Source organism: Spirillospora sp. NPDC049024 (assembly GCF_040649235.1).
Lineage (GTDB): Bacteria > Actinomycetota > Actinomycetes > Streptosporangiales > Streptosporangiaceae > Spirillospora.
In genome coordinates this window covers 470,970-486,404 of sequence record NZ_JBEZFD010000003.1, presented here as the reverse complement: position 1 = coordinate 486,404, position 15,435 = coordinate 470,970, and the positions used below count along the sequence as shown (strand labels likewise).

Genomic DNA, 15,435 nt, shown 5'->3' with positions numbered 1-15,435 from the left:
TGGGTATGCCTGTGGCGCCGTGTGGCAGTGGACGGCCGTAGGCGTCGCGTGGGCGTGCGTTGCGTGGGCGTCCCGACTCGTCCCGATCCCGCATCCCTCTACGGTACGCGGGGTCAGTGATCGGCCCCCGGGTCGGCCAGCCAGTCGAGGAGTTGCGCGTCGAACGCCTGCGGACGTTCCTGGTGAGGGAAGTGCCCCGCGTTCTCTAGGAGCGACCAACGGTAGGGGCCCTGCACGTAGCGTCCGGAGCCCTGCGCGCTGGCCGGGAGGGTGCAGGTGTCGAGCGCGCCGTGCAGCTGGAGCGTCGGGGCGTGGATGGAGGTGCGCATACGGTGCGCGTAGCGGATCCCGTCAGGGCGGGCCTGCGAGCGGATGAGCCAGCGGTAGTACTCCAGCGCGCTGTGGGCCACCCCAGGGATTTGTACGGCCTTCCGTACGAGCCGCTCAGTGCGCTCGTCCGGCCAGCCCGGCCCTGACCAGTCGTGCAGGAGCTTTCCGACCAGCGCCGCGTCGTCGCGGACCAGGCGCCGTTCGGGCCACAGCGGCACCTGGAAGCCGAAGCTGTGGCGCGCCGCCCAGCCCTGCCCGCGCGGGTCGCCGGCGACGGCCTGCCGCAGCCGCAGCGGGTGCGGGGCGCTCACCACCGCCAGCCGCTGGACGATCTTCGGGTGGTAGACGGCCATCGTCCAGGCGAGCAGCCCGCCCCAGTCGTGCCCGACGACGGTCGCGTTCGCCTCGCCCAGCGCGCGGACGAGCCCGGCGGCGTCCCCGGCCAGCGTGACCAGGTCGTACCCGCGCGGCGGCTTGTCGCTGCCGCCGTAGCCGCGCAGATCGACGGCCGCGGCCCGGTAGCCCGCGGCGGGCAGCGAGACCAGCTGGTGGTGCCACGACCACCAGAACTCGGGGAACCCGTGCAGCAGCAGGACGAGCGGCCCCTCACCGGCCTCGGCGACGTGGAAGCGCGTCCCGCCGGCGCTGACCTGCCGGTGCGTCCACGGCCCCTCGACCTCGATCAGGGACGACTCGTGCCCGGACACGGCGCCGGTCAGGCCGTCAGCTCGGGATCATCGGAGTCGCCGCGGTGGCGCAGCGCCTTGAAGTCGTCCCTGAGCGTTCTGCGGGTCCGCTGCGCCTTCTCGATCTTGCGGATGCGGGTCCATCCGATGAAGATCAGGAGCGCGGCGAGGACGGCGTATCCGACGGCCACGATGAGGAACGAGAGCCAGTGCGAGAGGCCGACGGCCACCAGAACGTAGGCGAACATGATCGACAGCAGGATGACGACCAGCCCGCCCATCAGCGCGGCGATCGTGAACATCACGCTGCCCAGCGCGGCCTTCTTGGCGTCGGCCTTCAGCTCCAGCTTGGCCAGGTCCATCTCGGCCCTGATCAGGTCGGAGACGCTGCTCGACGCCAGCGCGACCAGCTCGCCGAGGGACTTGTCCTCGACGCGCTCGCCCGGTACTGCCTCGGACATTTTTCTCCTTAGTCCGGGCGCGCGCGCACGCGCACCCTTCTGCGGAAGACGACGGCCGCGGCCGCCGAGGCGAGAACGCTCGCGATCAGGACCGCAGTCGTCACTCTCTCGAATTGTGACGGGTCGGTATAGGCCAAACCGCCGATCAGCAGCGAAACGGTGAAACCCACCCCGGCCAGGAGCGCGACCCCCGCGATCTCATGCCAGTGCAGATCCTCCCCCAGCGTCGCCAGGCCGAGCCGCACGGCCGCCCACGCCCCGCCGAAGACGCCCACGAACTTACCGACCACGAGCCCGGCGATCACGCCGAGGGCCACCCGGTCGGTGAACACGGCGCCCAGTTGCGCCGCGCCGAGCCCGACGCCGGCCGACACGAAGGCGAACACCGGCACCGCCACGCCCGCCGAGAAGGGGCGCAGCGCGTGGTCGGCGCGCTCGGCGTTCGTCGGCCTTCCGTCCGCCGACCGCTTCGAGCTGGTGAGCATTCCCAGCGCGACGCCCGCGACGGTCGCGTGGATCCCGCTCCGCTGGAGGCAGTACCAGGCCAGGACGGCGAGAGGCACGTACACCCAGGGCGAACGGACGCCCCGGTACTGGAGCAGGCCGTACCCCGCGATCAGCGCCACGGCGAGAAGCAGCGGCACCCAGTGCAGGGCGTGGGTGTAGAAGAGCGCGATGATGGTGATGGCGATCAGGTCGTCCACCACTGCCAGCGTCAGCAGGAAGGCGCGCAGCGGCGCCGGACACGAGGTGAACGTCACGGCGAGCACGGCGAGGGCGAACGCGATGTCCGTCGCCGTCGGCACGGCCCATCCGTCGAACGCGCCCGGCTCGCCCGCGCTCACCGCGAGGAAGATCAGCGCCGGGACCGCCACCCCGGCAGCCGCGGCGATCATCGGCAGCGCCGCGTCCCGCGGATTGCGCAGCTCACCGTGGGTCAGCTCCTCGCGCAGCTCCAGGCCGGCGATGAAGAAGAAGACCGCCAGCAGCCCGCTGGACGCCCAGTGCTGCACGTCCATGTGGCCGATGTGCAGCCAGTGCGGGCTGATCTCGAACGTCTGGAGGCTCTTGTAGGCGTCGGCCCAGGGAGTGTTGGCCCACACCAGGGCGGCGACCGCCGCGAGCAGCATCACCACGCCGCCGATCGTCTCGGTGCGGAGCGCACTGGCGACCTGGGTGCCGTAGTAGACGGTCGGACGGAACGGCCACGTTGCTGCAACGCGGCGCTTCACGGGCGGGCGCGCCATAAGGAAACCCCTGGGGAAGTTGCGGGCGGTCTGGACAAGGCCACGGCCCGCGTCATCACGGGACGTCCCCTGCCGACCAGACTTCCCGGCGCACCTGGGGATATTTTACCTGGTCCGCCTGGTGAGGCGGCCGAGCGGCCTCTGCCTGGGGCACGGACGCGGTCCTGCCGCGGGCGCGAGAGCGGCCTTGCCGCAGACACAGAGCAGCCTTGCCGCGGGCACACAGCAGCTCTGCCTCGGGCATGAAAGCGGCCCGCGCCCGGCGGTGTGCCAGGCGCGGGCCTTAGCGGTCCCTAGGGGTGCCGCGGGGTCACTCGTCCGACTTGGTGCTGGGCAGCTTCTCGGAGATGAGGTCCATCACCGTGCTGTCCGCGAGGGTCGTGACGTCGCCGATGCTGCGGTTCTCGGCCACGTCCCGCAGCAGCCGCCGCATGATCTTGCCGGAGCGGGTCTTCGGCAGCTCCGGAACGATCATGATCTGCCGGGGCTTGGCGATCGGGCCGAGGGTCTTGGCGACGTGGTTGCGCAGCTCCCGCAGGAAGTCCTCGCCCTCGACGTCGCCGCCGGCGTCGCCGCGCGGGATCACGAACGCCACGATGGCCTGCCCGGTGACCGGGTCCGTCGCGCCGACCACCGCCGACTCGGCGACCTTCGGGTGCGAGACCAGCGCCGACTCCACCTCCGTCGTGGAGATGTTGTGGCCGGACACGAGCATGACGTCGTCCACGCGGCCGAGCAGCCACATGTCGCCGTCCGCGTCCTTCTTGGCGCCGTCACCGGCGAAGTACAGGCCCTCGAAACGCGACCAGTACGTCTTGACGTACCGCTCGTCGTCGCCCCAGATCGTGCGGAGCATGCCGGGCCAGGGCTCCCGGATCACCATGAACCCGCCGCCGCCGTCCGGGACCGACTGTCCCTGGTCGTCCACGACGTCCGCGGCGATACCGGGCAGCGGGCGCATCGCCGCACCCGGCTTGCCCTCCGTGACCCCGGGCAGCGGGCTGATCATGATGGCGCCGGTCTCGGTCTGCCACCACGTGTCGACCACCGGGGTCCGGTCGGCGCCGATGTTCCTGCGGTACCAGACGTAGGCCTCGGGGTTGATCGGCTCGCCGACCGACCCCAGCACGCGCAGGGACGACAGGTCGTACTGGGCCGGGATGTCGTCGCCCCACTTCATGAACGTGCGGATCGCCGTGGGCGCCGTGTAGAAGATGGACACCTTGTACTTCTGGATGATGTCCCACCAGCGGCCCTTGTTGGGGGTGTCGGGCGTCCCCTCGTAGATGACGCTGGTCGAGCCGTTGGCGAGCGGTCCGTACACGATGTAGGAGTGGCCCGTCACCCAGCCGATGTCGGCCGAGCACCAGTAGACGTCCGTCTCCGGCTTCAGGTCGAACACCGCCCAGTGCGTGTACGCGCACTGGGTCAGGTAGCCGCCGCTGGTGTGCAGGATGCCCTTCGGCTTACCCGTCGTCCCGGACGTGTACAGGATGTACAGCGGGTGCTCCGAGTCCATGGGCTCGGCGGTGTGCTGGTCGCTCTGCCGCTCCACGACGTCGTGCCACCACACGTCGCGGTCGTGCTCGGCCACCTCCTCGCCGGTGCGGCGCACCACGAGGACGTGCTCGATCGACGGCGTCTGCGCGACGGCCTCGTCCACGATCCCCTTGAGGTCGGACGGCTTGCCGCGCCGGAAGCCTCCGTCCGCGGTGATGACGAGCTTGGCCTGCGCGTCGTCGATGCGCGTCCGGAGCGCCTCCGCGGAGAAGCCGCCGAACACCACCGAGTGGGTCGCGCCGATGCGGGCGCAAGCCAGCATCGAGATCGGCAGCTCGGGGATCATCGGGAGGTAGATCGCGACCCGGTCGCCCTTGCGGACGCCCAGCTCGAGGAGGGCGTTCGCGGCCCTGTTCACCTCGCGCTGGAGGTCGGCGTAGGTGAGGGTGCGGGAGTCGCCCGGTTCCCCCTCCCAGTGGTAGGCGACCTTGTCGCCGCGTCCGGCCTCCACATGCCGGTCGACGCAGTTGTAGGCGACGTTCAGCTCCCCGCCCACGAACCACTTCGCGAACGGCGGGTTGCTCCAGTCCAGGACGTCGTCCCAGCGCTTCGACCAGGTGAGCCGGTCCGCCTGCTCCGCCCAGTAGCCGAGGCGGTCCTCGGCGGCCCGCTCATAGGCGTCGGCCTTGACGTTCGCAGAGGCGGCGAGCTCCGCGGGCGGGGGGAAGCGGCGCGTCTCCTGCAGAAGGTTCGACAGTGTTTCTTGGCTCTGGCTCAACGCGAACTCCTTGCTAGCTGAAGCGGGGGTCGCCCGGTATCCCCACTCCACCAGGTAGGTCCCGGTCCCCACAAGGCCGCGATCCCGGGTGTCGAGGACGAGCGCGACCGGCGCTCACGGCTCCGGATCCTGCTGTGTGATACCCGACACAACGGGCCTTCCCACGTCCGGGGGGAGGAAATCGTTTCCGTTCCACGCCCTGGCGGGCCGTTGCGCGAGCGCTCCGGACGACGGCATAGGGTCGGGCCGTGACCGATGCTCTAGCTGATGTTGCGAACCTTCCCGGCGTCGCCGACGCCGTCGACGAGGCGCGCAGGGCCGTGGACCGGCTGCTCGGCCACCGCATCCTGCGGCGGCGCAGCTCCGAGGTGTCCACGGAGTCGGCGCTGCGCGGCGCCCGGGCCTCCGCCGTCCTCGACGGCGCCTCGGTCACGCTGGACGAGCTGCGCACCACGGACAGCCCGTCCGACCCCGTCGTGCAAGGGGCGCTGCGCGTGTCGGCCGAGCTCGGGACGCTGACCGAGGTCTGGCGCAAGGCACCGCGGCAGGCATTGGCGCGCCTGCACGTCCTCGCTGCGGCGGACGCGGTCGACAGCGCCGATCTCGGACGTCCCCGCTCCGGCGACGGCGTCGTGAAGGACGTCCTCGGGCTCGGGGAGCCGCCGTCGCCGTCCGAGGTGGCGGCGCGCCTGGACGCGCTCAGCGGGCTGCTGACCGAACCCACCAAGGCGCCGGCACTGGTGGTCTCGTCGATCGTGCACGGCGAGCTCCTGGCGCTGCGCCCGTTCGGGTGGGGGGACGGCATCGTCGCCCGCGCCGCTCAGCGGATCACCCTCGTCGCCCGTGGGCTCGACCCCAAGTCCCTGGTCGCACCGGAGGTCGGGCACCTCGAACTCTCCGACGAGTACGCCGAGGCCCTTCGCGCCTACACGTCCGGTACGTCGGAGGGCGTGGCGCGGTGGATCGCCCACTGCTCCTCGGCCATCGCCGCCGCCGCGCGCGACTCGCAGGCCATCTGCGAAGCGTTCATGCGCGGCTGAGACTGTCACTCGGTGGGTCCATGCTGGTCACATGGCCGATCGCATGTACGGGCGCCCTGCGGCGCCGACGGACACCACGATCTCGTCGGCGAACTGGGATTCGCGTGACCTGACCGGTGAGCGGCACGACAGCGTCCTGTTCGTGGACGTGGACATGACCGAAGCCGAGGGCACCGGAGCCGTCTTCACCGACTGCACGTTCCGGGGCGTGCGCTTCAACGCGTCCAGCCACAAGGACGGGGCGTTCCTCAACTGCACGTTCGTCCGGTGCGGCTTCTTCGACGCGGCCTTCACGGGGTGCAAGTTCGTCGGGAGCATGTTCGACGGCTGCACCTACGACCTGATGAAGGTCAAGGGCGGCGACTGGTCGTTCACCGGCCTGCCCGGGGCCGACCTGCGGCGGGCGTCGTTCACGGACGTGCGGATGCGCGAGGCCGACCTCACCGGCGCCCGGTGCGCCGGAGCCGAACTGCGCGGGGTCGATTTGTCGGGGGCGGCGCTGCACAAGGCCGACTTCTCCCGCTGCGACCTGCGCGGCAGCGACCTGTCGTCACTGGACCCGCTCACCGTCGAGCTGAGGCGCGCGGTGATCGATCCCTACCAGGCGATCGTCCTCGCGACGGCGCTGGGGCTGGACGTCCGCGAGTAGGACGGTGGCGCGGCGCAAAGCGAACGGCGCCCCGTGCCGGGACGCCGCCGCTGAAGCACGTCACACCGGGTTACCAAGCGTGCACCTCATATCCGTCGGATCGGGTCAAGCCCGTCTCGACGCGCCTCCCGCGGCTGGTCGCGCGTGGGTACCCGGCTGCCGTGCCCGGACACTGGGTCCGTATGACCTGTCTACGCCTTATTTGCCCAGATGACAACCCCCCTTTCGGAATGTCCGCCAGGGCGGGCGAGGCGGCGCCGGACGGGACTCCCGCGACCGCTGCGGGCAAGAAGGGATATTCCGGACTTCCGTAATCGTCGTTCGGATCGCGAAATTGATCACTCAGGGTAATCGTCGCCATTTGGCCGCCGATCGTGCCGGGCGCAGGAAAGATCTTTAGTTCTCCTGTACGCTCCCACTCCCGTCCCGATGCACTTCGTGTGCGCCGGAACGGGGGCCCTTGCCGGGCCCGGGCGGCGCCCTGCGCCGACCGCTCCGGCGGATCGTCGTCGTCAGGTGCGAAAAATCGCCATGTGCCGGGCGAGTTTGCCGCTCGACGGAACTCTCGACGATCGGGCAGCATATGTTGTATCCGCCTAGACTGGAGTCGGTGAGTTTGCCTCTTCCATAGGGCGGACTTACCCGCGGCTTAGCCCGAACTCCCCTGAGACTTTTCTGGGAAAGCGGGCCGGCTCTACCCCCCCGGAGCCGGACCGCCGGCGACCCCCGCTCTCCCCCCCGGCGGGGGTCGCCTTGTCGTGAGGCGGCCGGGCGGTGGCCACAGGCACCATCCCCACGCCACCGCCCGCCCGCCCCTCACACCCCCTCCTCAGGGCGGCATCGTTCGAGCACCGCGCGGGGCAGAGTTATCCACAGTTGGTGGATCCTGCTCGCCGCCGTCGACGTGGCCCGCAAGGTGGATGTCTCCGAACGTCGAAGGAGCATCCGATGAACCTCGCGGCACTGATCGTCACCGGCGACCCCGCGCTCGCCGACGACCTCCTCCGCCTCGCCGCAGCCGCGGACGCCCACGCCGAGGTCGCCTACAGCGCCGATGAGGCGAGACCCGCCTGGGCTTGGCCCGCCCTCATCCTCGTGGGCGCCGACCTCGCCGATGACCTCGCCTCCGCCGGCCTCCAACGCCGTCCGGGCGTCGTCCTCGTCACCGGCGGCACCGCCCCCGACGCGTACCGCATGGCCGTGGAGGCAGGGGCGCAGGACGTCGTCGCCCTCCCCGACCACGAGAACTGGCTGATCGACGCCTTCGCCGCCGCCTGCGAACCCGAGGGCGGCTGGGCCACCACACTCTGCGTCGTCGGCGCCCGAGGCGGAGCAGGGGCCAGCGTTCTCGCGACCGCGCTCGGCCTCTCGTCGGCGGGCCAGGGCCTGCGCACCCTCCTCGTCGACGCCGACCCGTTCGGCGGGGGCATCGACCTCGTCCTCGGGCTGGAGTCGCATGAGGGCGTCCGCTGGCACGACCTCGCCGAACGCCGCGGCCGCCTGAGCGCCGCGACTCTCCGCGAGACCCTGCCCAGTTCGGGCGACCTGTCCGTGCTGTCCTGGCGGCGCGGCGAGCCCGTCCCGGTCTCCGAGGAGGCGGTCCGCTCCCTGTTCGACGCCGCCGCCCGCGGGTTCGACCTGGTCGTCGTGGACGTTCCCCGCCATCCGGGCGACATCGGCCGCGCGGCCCTGCGCGCCGCCGCCGTCACGCTCCTGCTCGTCCCGGCCGAGGTCCGCGCCACCGTGGCGGCCGACGGCCTCGCCGCCGCCCTCCGCCGCGACACCCCCGACCTGCGCCTCGTCATCCAGGGCCCGGCGCCGGGCGGCCTCACCCCCGACGCGATCGCGAGCGTCCTCGGCATCCCGTCCGCCGGGTCCTTCGACCGCGACCGCCGACTCCCCGCCGCCGTCGACGGCGGCGACCTCGAACGGGCCTGCCGCCGCGGCCCCCTGGCCGACTTCTGCACCACCGTCCTGGCCGACCTCGCCCTCCAGCCCTACGCCTACCGGGAGGCCGCATGACCGGGCTCTCCAGCGCCGTCCGCGACCGTCTCGCCCACACCGGCGGCGAAGCCACGACCGGCCGCGTCGCCGCGGCGCTGCGCGCGGAGGAGCGGCTCCTCGGCGACCGCGAGGTACTGGCCCTGGCCGACGAGTTACGCGCCGAGTTCGTCGGCGCGGGCCCTCTGGAACCGCTGCTGCGCTCCCCGGACGTCACCGACGTCCTGGTCAACGGCCCCGACGAGGTCTGGATCGACACCGGCTCCGGCCTCGTCCGCACCGCGGTGCGCTTCCCCGACGAGGCGACCCTCCGCCGCCTCGCCCAGCGCCTCACCGCCGCAGCGGGCCGCCGCCTCGACGACGCCTCCCCCTACGCCGACGCGCGCCTCCCGGGCGGCGTGCGTCTGCACGCTGTCCTTCCACCGGTCGCCGCGACCGGAACCTGCCTGTCCTTGCGCCTCCCGCGCCGCCGCGCCTTCACGTTGGACGAGCTGGTCGCGGCCCGCACCGTCCCACCCGAGGGTGCCGACCTGCTGGCCGCCCTGATCGAGTCCCGAGCGGCCTTCCTGATCAGCGGCGGAACCGGCACAGGCAAGACCACGCTCCTGAGCAGCCTCCTCTCCCAGGTCAACCCGCTGGAGCGCCTCCTCCTGGTTGAGGACTCGGCCGAGCTCAAGCCCGACCATCCCCACGTTGTTCGGCTGGAGGCGCGTCCCCCCAACACCGAAGGTGCCGGAGGCGTGACCCTGAACGACCTGGTCCGCCAAGCCCTCCGCATGCGCCCCGACCGGTTGGTAGTGGGCGAGGTGAGAGGCCGCGAGGTGGTGGTCTTGCTGCAAGCGCTGAATACCGGCCATGAAGGGGGCTGCGGCACTCTGCACGCGAACACGGCAGCAGACGTCCCCGCGCGGCTCGAAGCCCTCGCCTGCGCGGCCGGCCTCACCCGGGAGGCTGTCCACAGCCAACTGGCCGCCGCCTTGGACATCGTGGTCCACCTGGTCCGCGACCCAGGCGGAGGTCGCCGCCGGGTAGCCGAGATCTGCCTCCTGCAACGAGGCCCGGACGGCCTGGTCGGCGTCGTCCCCGCAGTCTCGTTCACCGCCTCCGGCGAAGTAATCCCCGCCGCAGGCACAGACGCACTCACAACCCGCCTGCGAGGCACCCCATGACGATCGCAACCGCCCTCCGCCCAGCCCCCGCCACGTGGACCTGCTGGAGACCCACGTCAGTGAGCCACCGTCCAGACCGCTTGGGAGGCTCCTTGTGTTGATCGCCCTGGCGGTCCTCTGTGCAGCAGCCGCCGCGTGGACCTACCTGCTGCCCGCCCCGGCGACCCACCGTCTAGACCACCTGCTCGCCCCTCCGCCCTCCGACCCGATACGCCCACTACGCACCAGATTGGAGGCCCTGAAGGAGCGCCGGACGCTTCCGCAACGCCGCCGGACCTCGATCATCGAACTCTGCGATGCCATGGCGGCCGAGTTGTCCGCGGGCCGGACACCTGACGAGGCGTTCACTGCGGCCGCCGCCGTCCTCGACCCGCACGTGTCCAGGGAACTGCTCAGCCTGCCTCGTCCACCCCCTGACCACCTGGACGAACTGGCCACGCAGCCGGGTGCCGAGGGCCTGCGGCTCCTGGCGGCCTGCTGGCGGGTCGGCTCCGAACGCGGCGGCACACTGGCCACCGTCCTGGACGGGCTGGCAAGCGCCCTCCGCGACGAGGAGGCCCAACGCCAGGACGTATCCGTCCAACTCGCCGGCCCCCGAGCGACGGCGCGCCTCCTGGCCGCGCTGCCCCTCTTGGGCCTGGCCATGGCCGCCGCGCTGGGTGCGCACCCCATCCCGTTCCTCTGCACCACCCTCCCCGGCCTCGCCTGCCTGATCACGGGCACCGCCCTCAACGCCACCGGCCTCTACTGGACCCGCCACTTGGCCAAATCCGCCGAATCCCCTCGCTGACCCACGGCCCTGGGCCTGAAGGCCGCCGCCTGCGGCTGTGCCGCGCGTCTCCCCGGCAGGGATCGAACCTGCCCCGCCAACCGAAGCGCTCGCGCAGTCCAGCAGACGCGAGTGCCCGGCCACCGGTTGGCGGACCACCCGAGTCCCGGCAGAGGCACCGGTCGAGACGTCGACCCGGGTGATCGGGGCGGCGGAGGGCGCGCGTCACGGCGGAGGTGTCACTGCAAGGACGTGCGCGGCGAAGGTGCTGGTTGGGGTGTTGATCCGGGGTGATCGGGGCGGAGGAGGGCCCGGGCCACGGCGGAGGTGTCACTGCAAGGACGTGCGCGGCGGAGGTGCTGGTTGGGGCGTGATCCGGGTGATCGGGACGGAGGAGGGCACGCGTCGCGGCGGAGGCGCTGGTCGGGGTGTTGATCCGGGGCGATCAGGGCGGAGGAGGGCCCGGGCCACGGCGGAGGTGTCACTGGAAGGACGTGCGCGGGGGGCTGTCGGAATTGCGGGCGGTCGGTGGGTGAGTCGGTGGGTAGCCGGGAGATCCGGTCGGTGGGCAGCCGGGAGATCCGGTCGGCGGGTGGCCCGGAGAGCCGATCGTCCACGCGCCGCAGGAGCGCCTCGTCGTGAATGAAGGGGGCCTTGCCGGCAGGCGGTGTGCATGGTCGAGGCGAGCAGGAAGTAGGTGAAGTGATGACGGCGCTGATGGTCGTGCTGTGTGCGGCGGCCTCGGGCTTTCTTGTGCCCCGGGGGACGAGCGTCGCCACGCGGAGGCTGGTCGGTCAGTTTGGAGGGCCTTCGCCGAGGCACGCGGTTCCCAAACGGCGGTTCGTTCCGGTGCCGCGTGTGCGTCCCGCCGAGACGGCCGCCCAATCCGCGGAGGTGAAGGAGCGGGACGGGCCCGCCGAGGAGACCGGGCGCCGTGACGTCATCCTTCGGCGGGTGGCCGCGGGCGTTGCGGGGGTGCTGTGCGCGCTGACGTTGGGCGGCCCGGCCGGTTGTGTGCTTGGTGTCCTCGTCGCCGTGGCCGTCTGGCTGTCCTTCAGCCGTCTCGGCAGTGGGGAACGCCGCCGCAGACAGGCACGGCTCGTCGCGGACCTTCCCGTCGCGGTCGATCTCCTCGCCGCCTGCCTGCGCGGCGGGGCGCCCTGGCACGAGGCGGTCGATGCGGTCGCGGACGCGGTGGGAGGCCCGCTCGGCGACGAGTTGCGGGCCGTGTCCGTCCAGATCCGGCTCGGGGCCGACCCGGCAGAGGCCTGGCTCGCTTTGGCGGAGGAGCCGATGCTCGCGCCTTTGGCGCGGGCGGCCGTCCGGGCGGCGTCCACGGGAGCGGCGTTGGCCCCGTCCCTGAGCCGTCTCGCTCGCGACCAGCGGAGGGTGGCCCGTTCGGCCGCCGCCGCCAGGGCGCGGGCGGCGGGCATCCGGGCGCTCGCCCCGCTCGGCCTGTGCTTCCTGCCCGCCTTCGTCCTGCTCGGCGTCGTCCCGGCCATCGCCGGAATCGCCTCGACGCTCCTCCTGCCCTGGTGAGCCGGGTTATCCACAGAATGCGGTTCGCCCGTCACCCTGCGTCCCGCCTCGGCAGCCTTGAACCGACAACGAGCGAAAGGAGCCCCGATGAGGGCGTGGAAAACGGTGGTGCGGCGATGGTCCGGAGCATGCGGGGACCGCGGGATGTCCACCGCCGAGTACGCGGTCGGCACCATCGCCGCGGCGGCCTTCGCCGGCCTGCTGTTCAAGATCGTGACCAGCTCGCAGGTGAAGACGATGCTCTTACAGATCATCGAGAAGGCCCTCAAACTGGCCGGCTGAAGGATCGCGGGACGGCCACGGCGGAGATCGCCGTGGCCCTTCCCGCCCTGGTGCTGATCACTGCGATCGTGCTGTGGGGCGTGAGGGCGGCGTCCGTGCAGCTCGCCTGTACGGACGCGGCTCGGAGCGGCGCCCGGGCGGCAGCCAGAGGTGAGTCCCTCACCGCCGTGCGCGACCTGGTGGTGAGGGCCGTTCCGAAGGGTGCGACCGTCCAGGTTCACCGCGATGAGGCCACCGTCCGCGTGGACATCTCGGCCTCCGTCGACACCGCCGCCGCGATCGGCCTACCGGCCCTCGTCGTCCGCGCCCACGCGGCCGCCGAGGCAGAACCCGGCCTCCCGCCCGCCACAAGCCCGTGACGCCTCGACCGGCGAACCGGGAGGTCGAACCGGGGGGCGGGGTGGGAGACGCCGCCACGGAGGGCAGCGCGTTCCGGCTGATCGAGGCCTGCCAGGACGACTCGTGGCGGCAGTCCACCACGTCAACGGATTGGAGAGGTCATGCAAGGCGGCACCCCCACGTCCGATACGGCCTGCCGGCTCCGCAGGTGTAGAGGGAGGACGAGGAGTGGGCGGGGTTCACGGTCGGGAGATCGGGGGTCGGGGACGGTCTGGGTGCTGGCGTTCGCCGTCCTCATCTGGGTGGTGGGAGTGGCGGCGGTCCTGGTCGGCGGGGTCCGAAGCGCGCGGCATCGAGGGGAGGCGGCGGCCGACACGGCGGCGCTGGCGGGCGCGGCGCGGGTCTCCGACGGGGGCGGAGCCGCCTGTGCGAGAGCGAAGGCGATCGCGATCCAGTCAGGGGCTCGTGTGGTGCGGTGCCAGGTGAGAGGCGAGATCGTCGATGTCCTGGTGGCCGTCGACGTCACGATGCCCATGGGGCTGAAGGGGCGCAGGATCGTTTCCCGGGCGAGGGCTGGTCCTGTGGGGCAGGACGGCGTACCCTAGCGCCACATGCCTCGTTGCACTGAGTGTCAATAGGGGTGGGAGGTTGCAGGGAGTGAAAACACGTTCCTCTTTGTCATCCTCCTGTGACTTTTGCTACCCGGTGGTACGTTACGCTGCCGTAAGCCCATAGTTATCGCCAGGTGCGGTGCGCCCGGCGGAACGAGATCGGCGCGAGCTGTCGAAGGGATTGAGGCCGTGACCATCATTCGCAGGCTCGGTGCGATCGCACTCGCGGCACCCCTTGCGATGAGCTTCCCGGTACTCGCCGCCCTGCCTGCGCAGGCGGCCACGACAAGCGTCATCACCCCGGCGGACGGCGCCGTCATCACCAGCGGGTCCCAGGTCACCGCCAAGGCGCACTTCGACTTCGCGATCACGATGCAGTTGCGGGTGGACGGTCCCGGGATCGGTGACACGTTCCTCCAGGAGAAGGGCTTCTCCGGGGATATGTCCGGAACCTTCTCGATCAGCAGGAATGGCCGCTACAAGGTCTACCTGAAGGGCAAGCAGACCAACAACGTCTACGACTCCAACACCTTCACGGTGCGCATCGCGCCGGCGGCCCCCACCGGCGTGTCCGCCAGCGCGTCCGGCGGCAAGCTCGTCGTGAAGTGGAACCGCGGCCTCGAAGACGACCTCATCGGCTACACGCTCGCCGGCTCGGGTGTGAAGTCCAAGGCGGGCTCGGTGGGCTCCCTCTGCCACGGGACGAGCTGCTCCACCACCCTGTCGCTCACCAGGTCCAGCGGCGCGGTGTCCGTGGGCGTCCGAGCCAGGCGCTCCACCGGCACGGGCGGATCGCTCGACTCGAGCACCGCCTCGGCGACCGCCTCGCTCGGCGGTGGAGCGGGTTCCGTCCCCGGCAGCTCGGCACCGTCCCTCCCGTCCGGAGGCTCCACGGTTCCCGGTACTGGGACGCCCCTGACCCCGTTCAACAACGAGTCGCCGGTCACCCTCCCGTCCGTCCAGCCGGACGGCGCGACGCCCGGGCTCACCTACCCCGCGCCGCAGATCGCCACCGACTCGCCGAAGGCCCAGAACGTCGCGGCGACCGACCGGCTCCAGTGGGGCAAGAGCGTCGGCATCGCGCTGGTCCTGCTGATCGTCGCCGCGCACCTCGGGACCTGGACGCGGCGCCTCCGCGTCGCCCAGGCCGGCACGAGCAGCAACGGCATGGCGGCCCGCATCGCGCGCAGCGGCACCGGCCGCAGGCGCGTGAGCAAGGCCCGCGAGCAGATCGCGCGCGCCGAGGCGCGCGCCAAGACCGCCCCGGTCGTCGCGGCCGGAGCCAAGGGCGCCCGCTCGCCCAAGCGCGCCGCGGGCACGGCCGTCAGCGACTCGAAGCCGAAGGCCGGCCGCCGTCCCGCGACTCTCGGCAAGCCCTCCAGCGGAGTGAACGTCCGCCTCGCCGAGCCCGGCACGAACACGAAGCCCAAGCGCGGCCGCCGCCGCAAGTGACCACCGGGCGCGGTTCCCGGCGTCGTGGTTGAGCTGGGCGGGCGTGCGTGGGCGGTGTTTCTAGGCTAGTTGCGAGCCCCGCGGGCGCAGTACTGGTCGATGGGGATAGGGGCACATGGGGCGGGCGCGCAGTCGGTATGGCTGGATCGTTGGCGGGTCGCCTGCCGTCCGCTTGGTTGCTCGTCACGGCTGCCGCCTCTCGCGATGATCTTGGCCTCGGTCGTGCGTGGCACGGTGGATCGTCGAACGACCCTCTCCGCCAGGTTCAGGGACACTGTGCGGTCCTTACGAGATCTTCTGAGAGCCGCGCCGGCGTCGGCGACGGGTGGAGGCGCAGGTCAGCCGCAACGGACCTGTCGGGGCCAAACCGGGGACGGTGAATCGGTCCTCGGGATGGATGCTTGCGGGGGGCGGGTGCTTGGTCCGCTGGGGGCGGGGGGTGGTTGTGGGGCTGGCGAGGGGTCTGAGCACGGTCTAGGCTGCCTTGCCAATCGGATCGCCTGGCTTGTCCGGCGATGCGTTCTGTCGTCCGAGACCTCGGCCTCGTCCCGCACGGGGGCGGCAAGGCCCGATGGAGAGGAG

At 71.7% G+C, this 15,435-nt stretch carries 14 protein-coding genes; 10 read left to right on the top strand and 4 right to left on the bottom strand.

Annotated features, from left to right (window positions below; translation table 11 throughout):
- Nucleotides 1-113: 113 nt before the first annotated feature.
- The 4 genes from AB0C21_RS07820 to acs form a co-directional block, all read right to left on the bottom strand.
- Entirely contained in the window at nucleotides 114-1,037 is a 924-nt protein-coding gene (locus AB0C21_RS07820) for an alpha/beta fold hydrolase (protein ID WP_500203264.1), read from the bottom strand.
- Nucleotides 1,038-1,045: 8 nt separating this feature from the next.
- Nucleotides 1,046-1,477, bottom strand: coding sequence for a phage holin family protein (locus tag AB0C21_RS07815; protein ID WP_500203263.1), 432 nt, complete (start codon nucleotides 1,475-1,477; stop codon nucleotides 1,046-1,048).
- Nucleotides 1,478-1,485: 8 nt separating this feature from the next.
- Nucleotides 1,486-2,724, bottom strand: coding sequence for a Na+/H+ antiporter NhaA (gene nhaA / locus AB0C21_RS07810; protein WP_500203262.1), 1,239 nt, complete (start codon nucleotides 2,722-2,724; stop codon nucleotides 1,486-1,488).
- Between the two features lie 310 nt (nucleotides 2,725-3,034).
- Nucleotides 3,035-5,002, bottom strand: a complete 1,968-nt coding sequence (gene acs / locus AB0C21_RS07805) for an acetate--CoA ligase (RefSeq protein ID WP_500203261.1) — start codon at nucleotides 5,000-5,002, stop codon at nucleotides 3,035-3,037.
- 248 nt (nucleotides 5,003-5,250) lie between these two features.
- On the opposite strand from acs, the gene AB0C21_RS07800 reads away from it, so the two are divergent.
- The 10 genes from AB0C21_RS07800 (at nucleotide 5,251) to AB0C21_RS07755 (ending at nucleotide 14,853) form a co-directional block, all read left to right on the top strand.
- Nucleotides 5,251-6,042, top strand: a complete 792-nt coding sequence (locus AB0C21_RS07800; RefSeq protein ID WP_500203259.1) for a Fic family protein — start codon at nucleotides 5,251-5,253, stop codon at nucleotides 6,040-6,042.
- A gap of 31 nt (nucleotides 6,043-6,073) precedes the next feature.
- Nucleotides 6,074-6,691, top strand: a complete 618-nt coding sequence (locus AB0C21_RS07795; protein ID WP_500203258.1) for a pentapeptide repeat-containing protein — start codon at nucleotides 6,074-6,076, stop codon at nucleotides 6,689-6,691.
- A 948-nt stretch (nucleotides 6,692-7,639) separates the two neighbouring features.
- Nucleotides 7,640-8,713, top strand: coding sequence for a septum site-determining protein Ssd (gene ssd, locus AB0C21_RS07790; RefSeq protein ID WP_500203257.1), 1,074 nt, complete (start codon nucleotides 7,640-7,642; stop codon nucleotides 8,711-8,713).
- Nucleotides 8,710-9,861, top strand: coding sequence for a TadA family conjugal transfer-associated ATPase (locus tag AB0C21_RS07785; protein WP_500203256.1), 1,152 nt, complete (start codon nucleotides 8,710-8,712; stop codon nucleotides 9,859-9,861). The genes ssd and AB0C21_RS07785 overlap by 4 nt, the downstream gene beginning before the upstream one ends.
- 94 nt (nucleotides 9,862-9,955) lie before the next feature.
- Nucleotides 9,956-10,651, top strand: coding sequence for a type II secretion system F family protein (locus AB0C21_RS07780; RefSeq protein WP_500203255.1), 696 nt, complete (start codon nucleotides 9,956-9,958; stop codon nucleotides 10,649-10,651).
- An 828-nt stretch (nucleotides 10,652-11,479) separates the two neighbouring features.
- Nucleotides 11,480-12,169 (top strand): type II secretion system F family protein, encoded by a 690-nt coding sequence (locus AB0C21_RS07775; RefSeq protein WP_500203254.1) that lies wholly within the window; start codon nucleotides 11,480-11,482, stop codon nucleotides 12,167-12,169.
- 87 nt (nucleotides 12,170-12,256) lie between these two features.
- Nucleotides 12,257-12,451, top strand: coding sequence for a DUF4244 domain-containing protein (locus tag AB0C21_RS07770; protein ID WP_500203253.1), 195 nt, complete (start codon nucleotides 12,257-12,259; stop codon nucleotides 12,449-12,451).
- A complete protein-coding gene (locus AB0C21_RS07765; protein ID WP_500203319.1) occupies nucleotides 12,448-12,810 on the top strand; it encodes a TadE family type IV pilus minor pilin in 363 nt (120 codons plus the stop codon). Before AB0C21_RS07770 ends, AB0C21_RS07765 begins: the two co-directional genes overlap by 4 nt.
- A 141-nt stretch (nucleotides 12,811-12,951) precedes the next feature.
- On the top strand, nucleotides 12,952-13,395 hold the full coding sequence (locus AB0C21_RS07760; protein ID WP_500203252.1) for an Rv3654c family TadE-like protein: 444 nt from the start codon (nucleotides 12,952-12,954) through the stop codon (nucleotides 13,393-13,395).
- A 195-nt stretch (nucleotides 13,396-13,590) separates the two neighbouring features.
- Nucleotides 13,591-14,853 (top strand): hypothetical protein, encoded by a 1,263-nt coding sequence (locus AB0C21_RS07755; RefSeq protein WP_500203251.1) that lies wholly within the window; start codon nucleotides 13,591-13,593, stop codon nucleotides 14,851-14,853.
- Nucleotides 14,854-15,435: the final 582 nt, after the last annotated feature.

Bases quoted from the DNA above. Each gene is read 5' to 3' on its own strand.
- AB0C21_RS07815 (WP_500203263.1), bottom strand. From the start codon at position 1,477: ATGTCCGAGGCAGTACCGGGCGAGCGCGTCGAGGACAAGTCCCTCGGC.
- nhaA (WP_500203262.1), bottom strand. From the start codon at position 2,724: ATGGCGCGCCCGCCCGTGAAGCGCCGCGTTGCAGCAACGTGGCCGTTC.
- AB0C21_RS07795 (WP_500203258.1), top strand. From the start codon at position 6,074: ATGGCCGATCGCATGTACGGGCGCCCTGCGGCGCCGACGGACACCACG.
- ssd (WP_500203257.1), top strand. From the start codon at position 7,640: ATGAACCTCGCGGCACTGATCGTCACCGGCGACCCCGCGCTCGCCGAC.
- AB0C21_RS07785 (WP_500203256.1), top strand. From the start codon at position 8,710: ATGACCGGGCTCTCCAGCGCCGTCCGCGACCGTCTCGCCCACACCGGC.
- AB0C21_RS07770 (WP_500203253.1), top strand. From the start codon at position 12,257: ATGAGGGCGTGGAAAACGGTGGTGCGGCGATGGTCCGGAGCATGCGGG.
- AB0C21_RS07760 (WP_500203252.1), top strand. From the start codon at position 12,952: ATGCAAGGCGGCACCCCCACGTCCGATACGGCCTGCCGGCTCCGCAGG.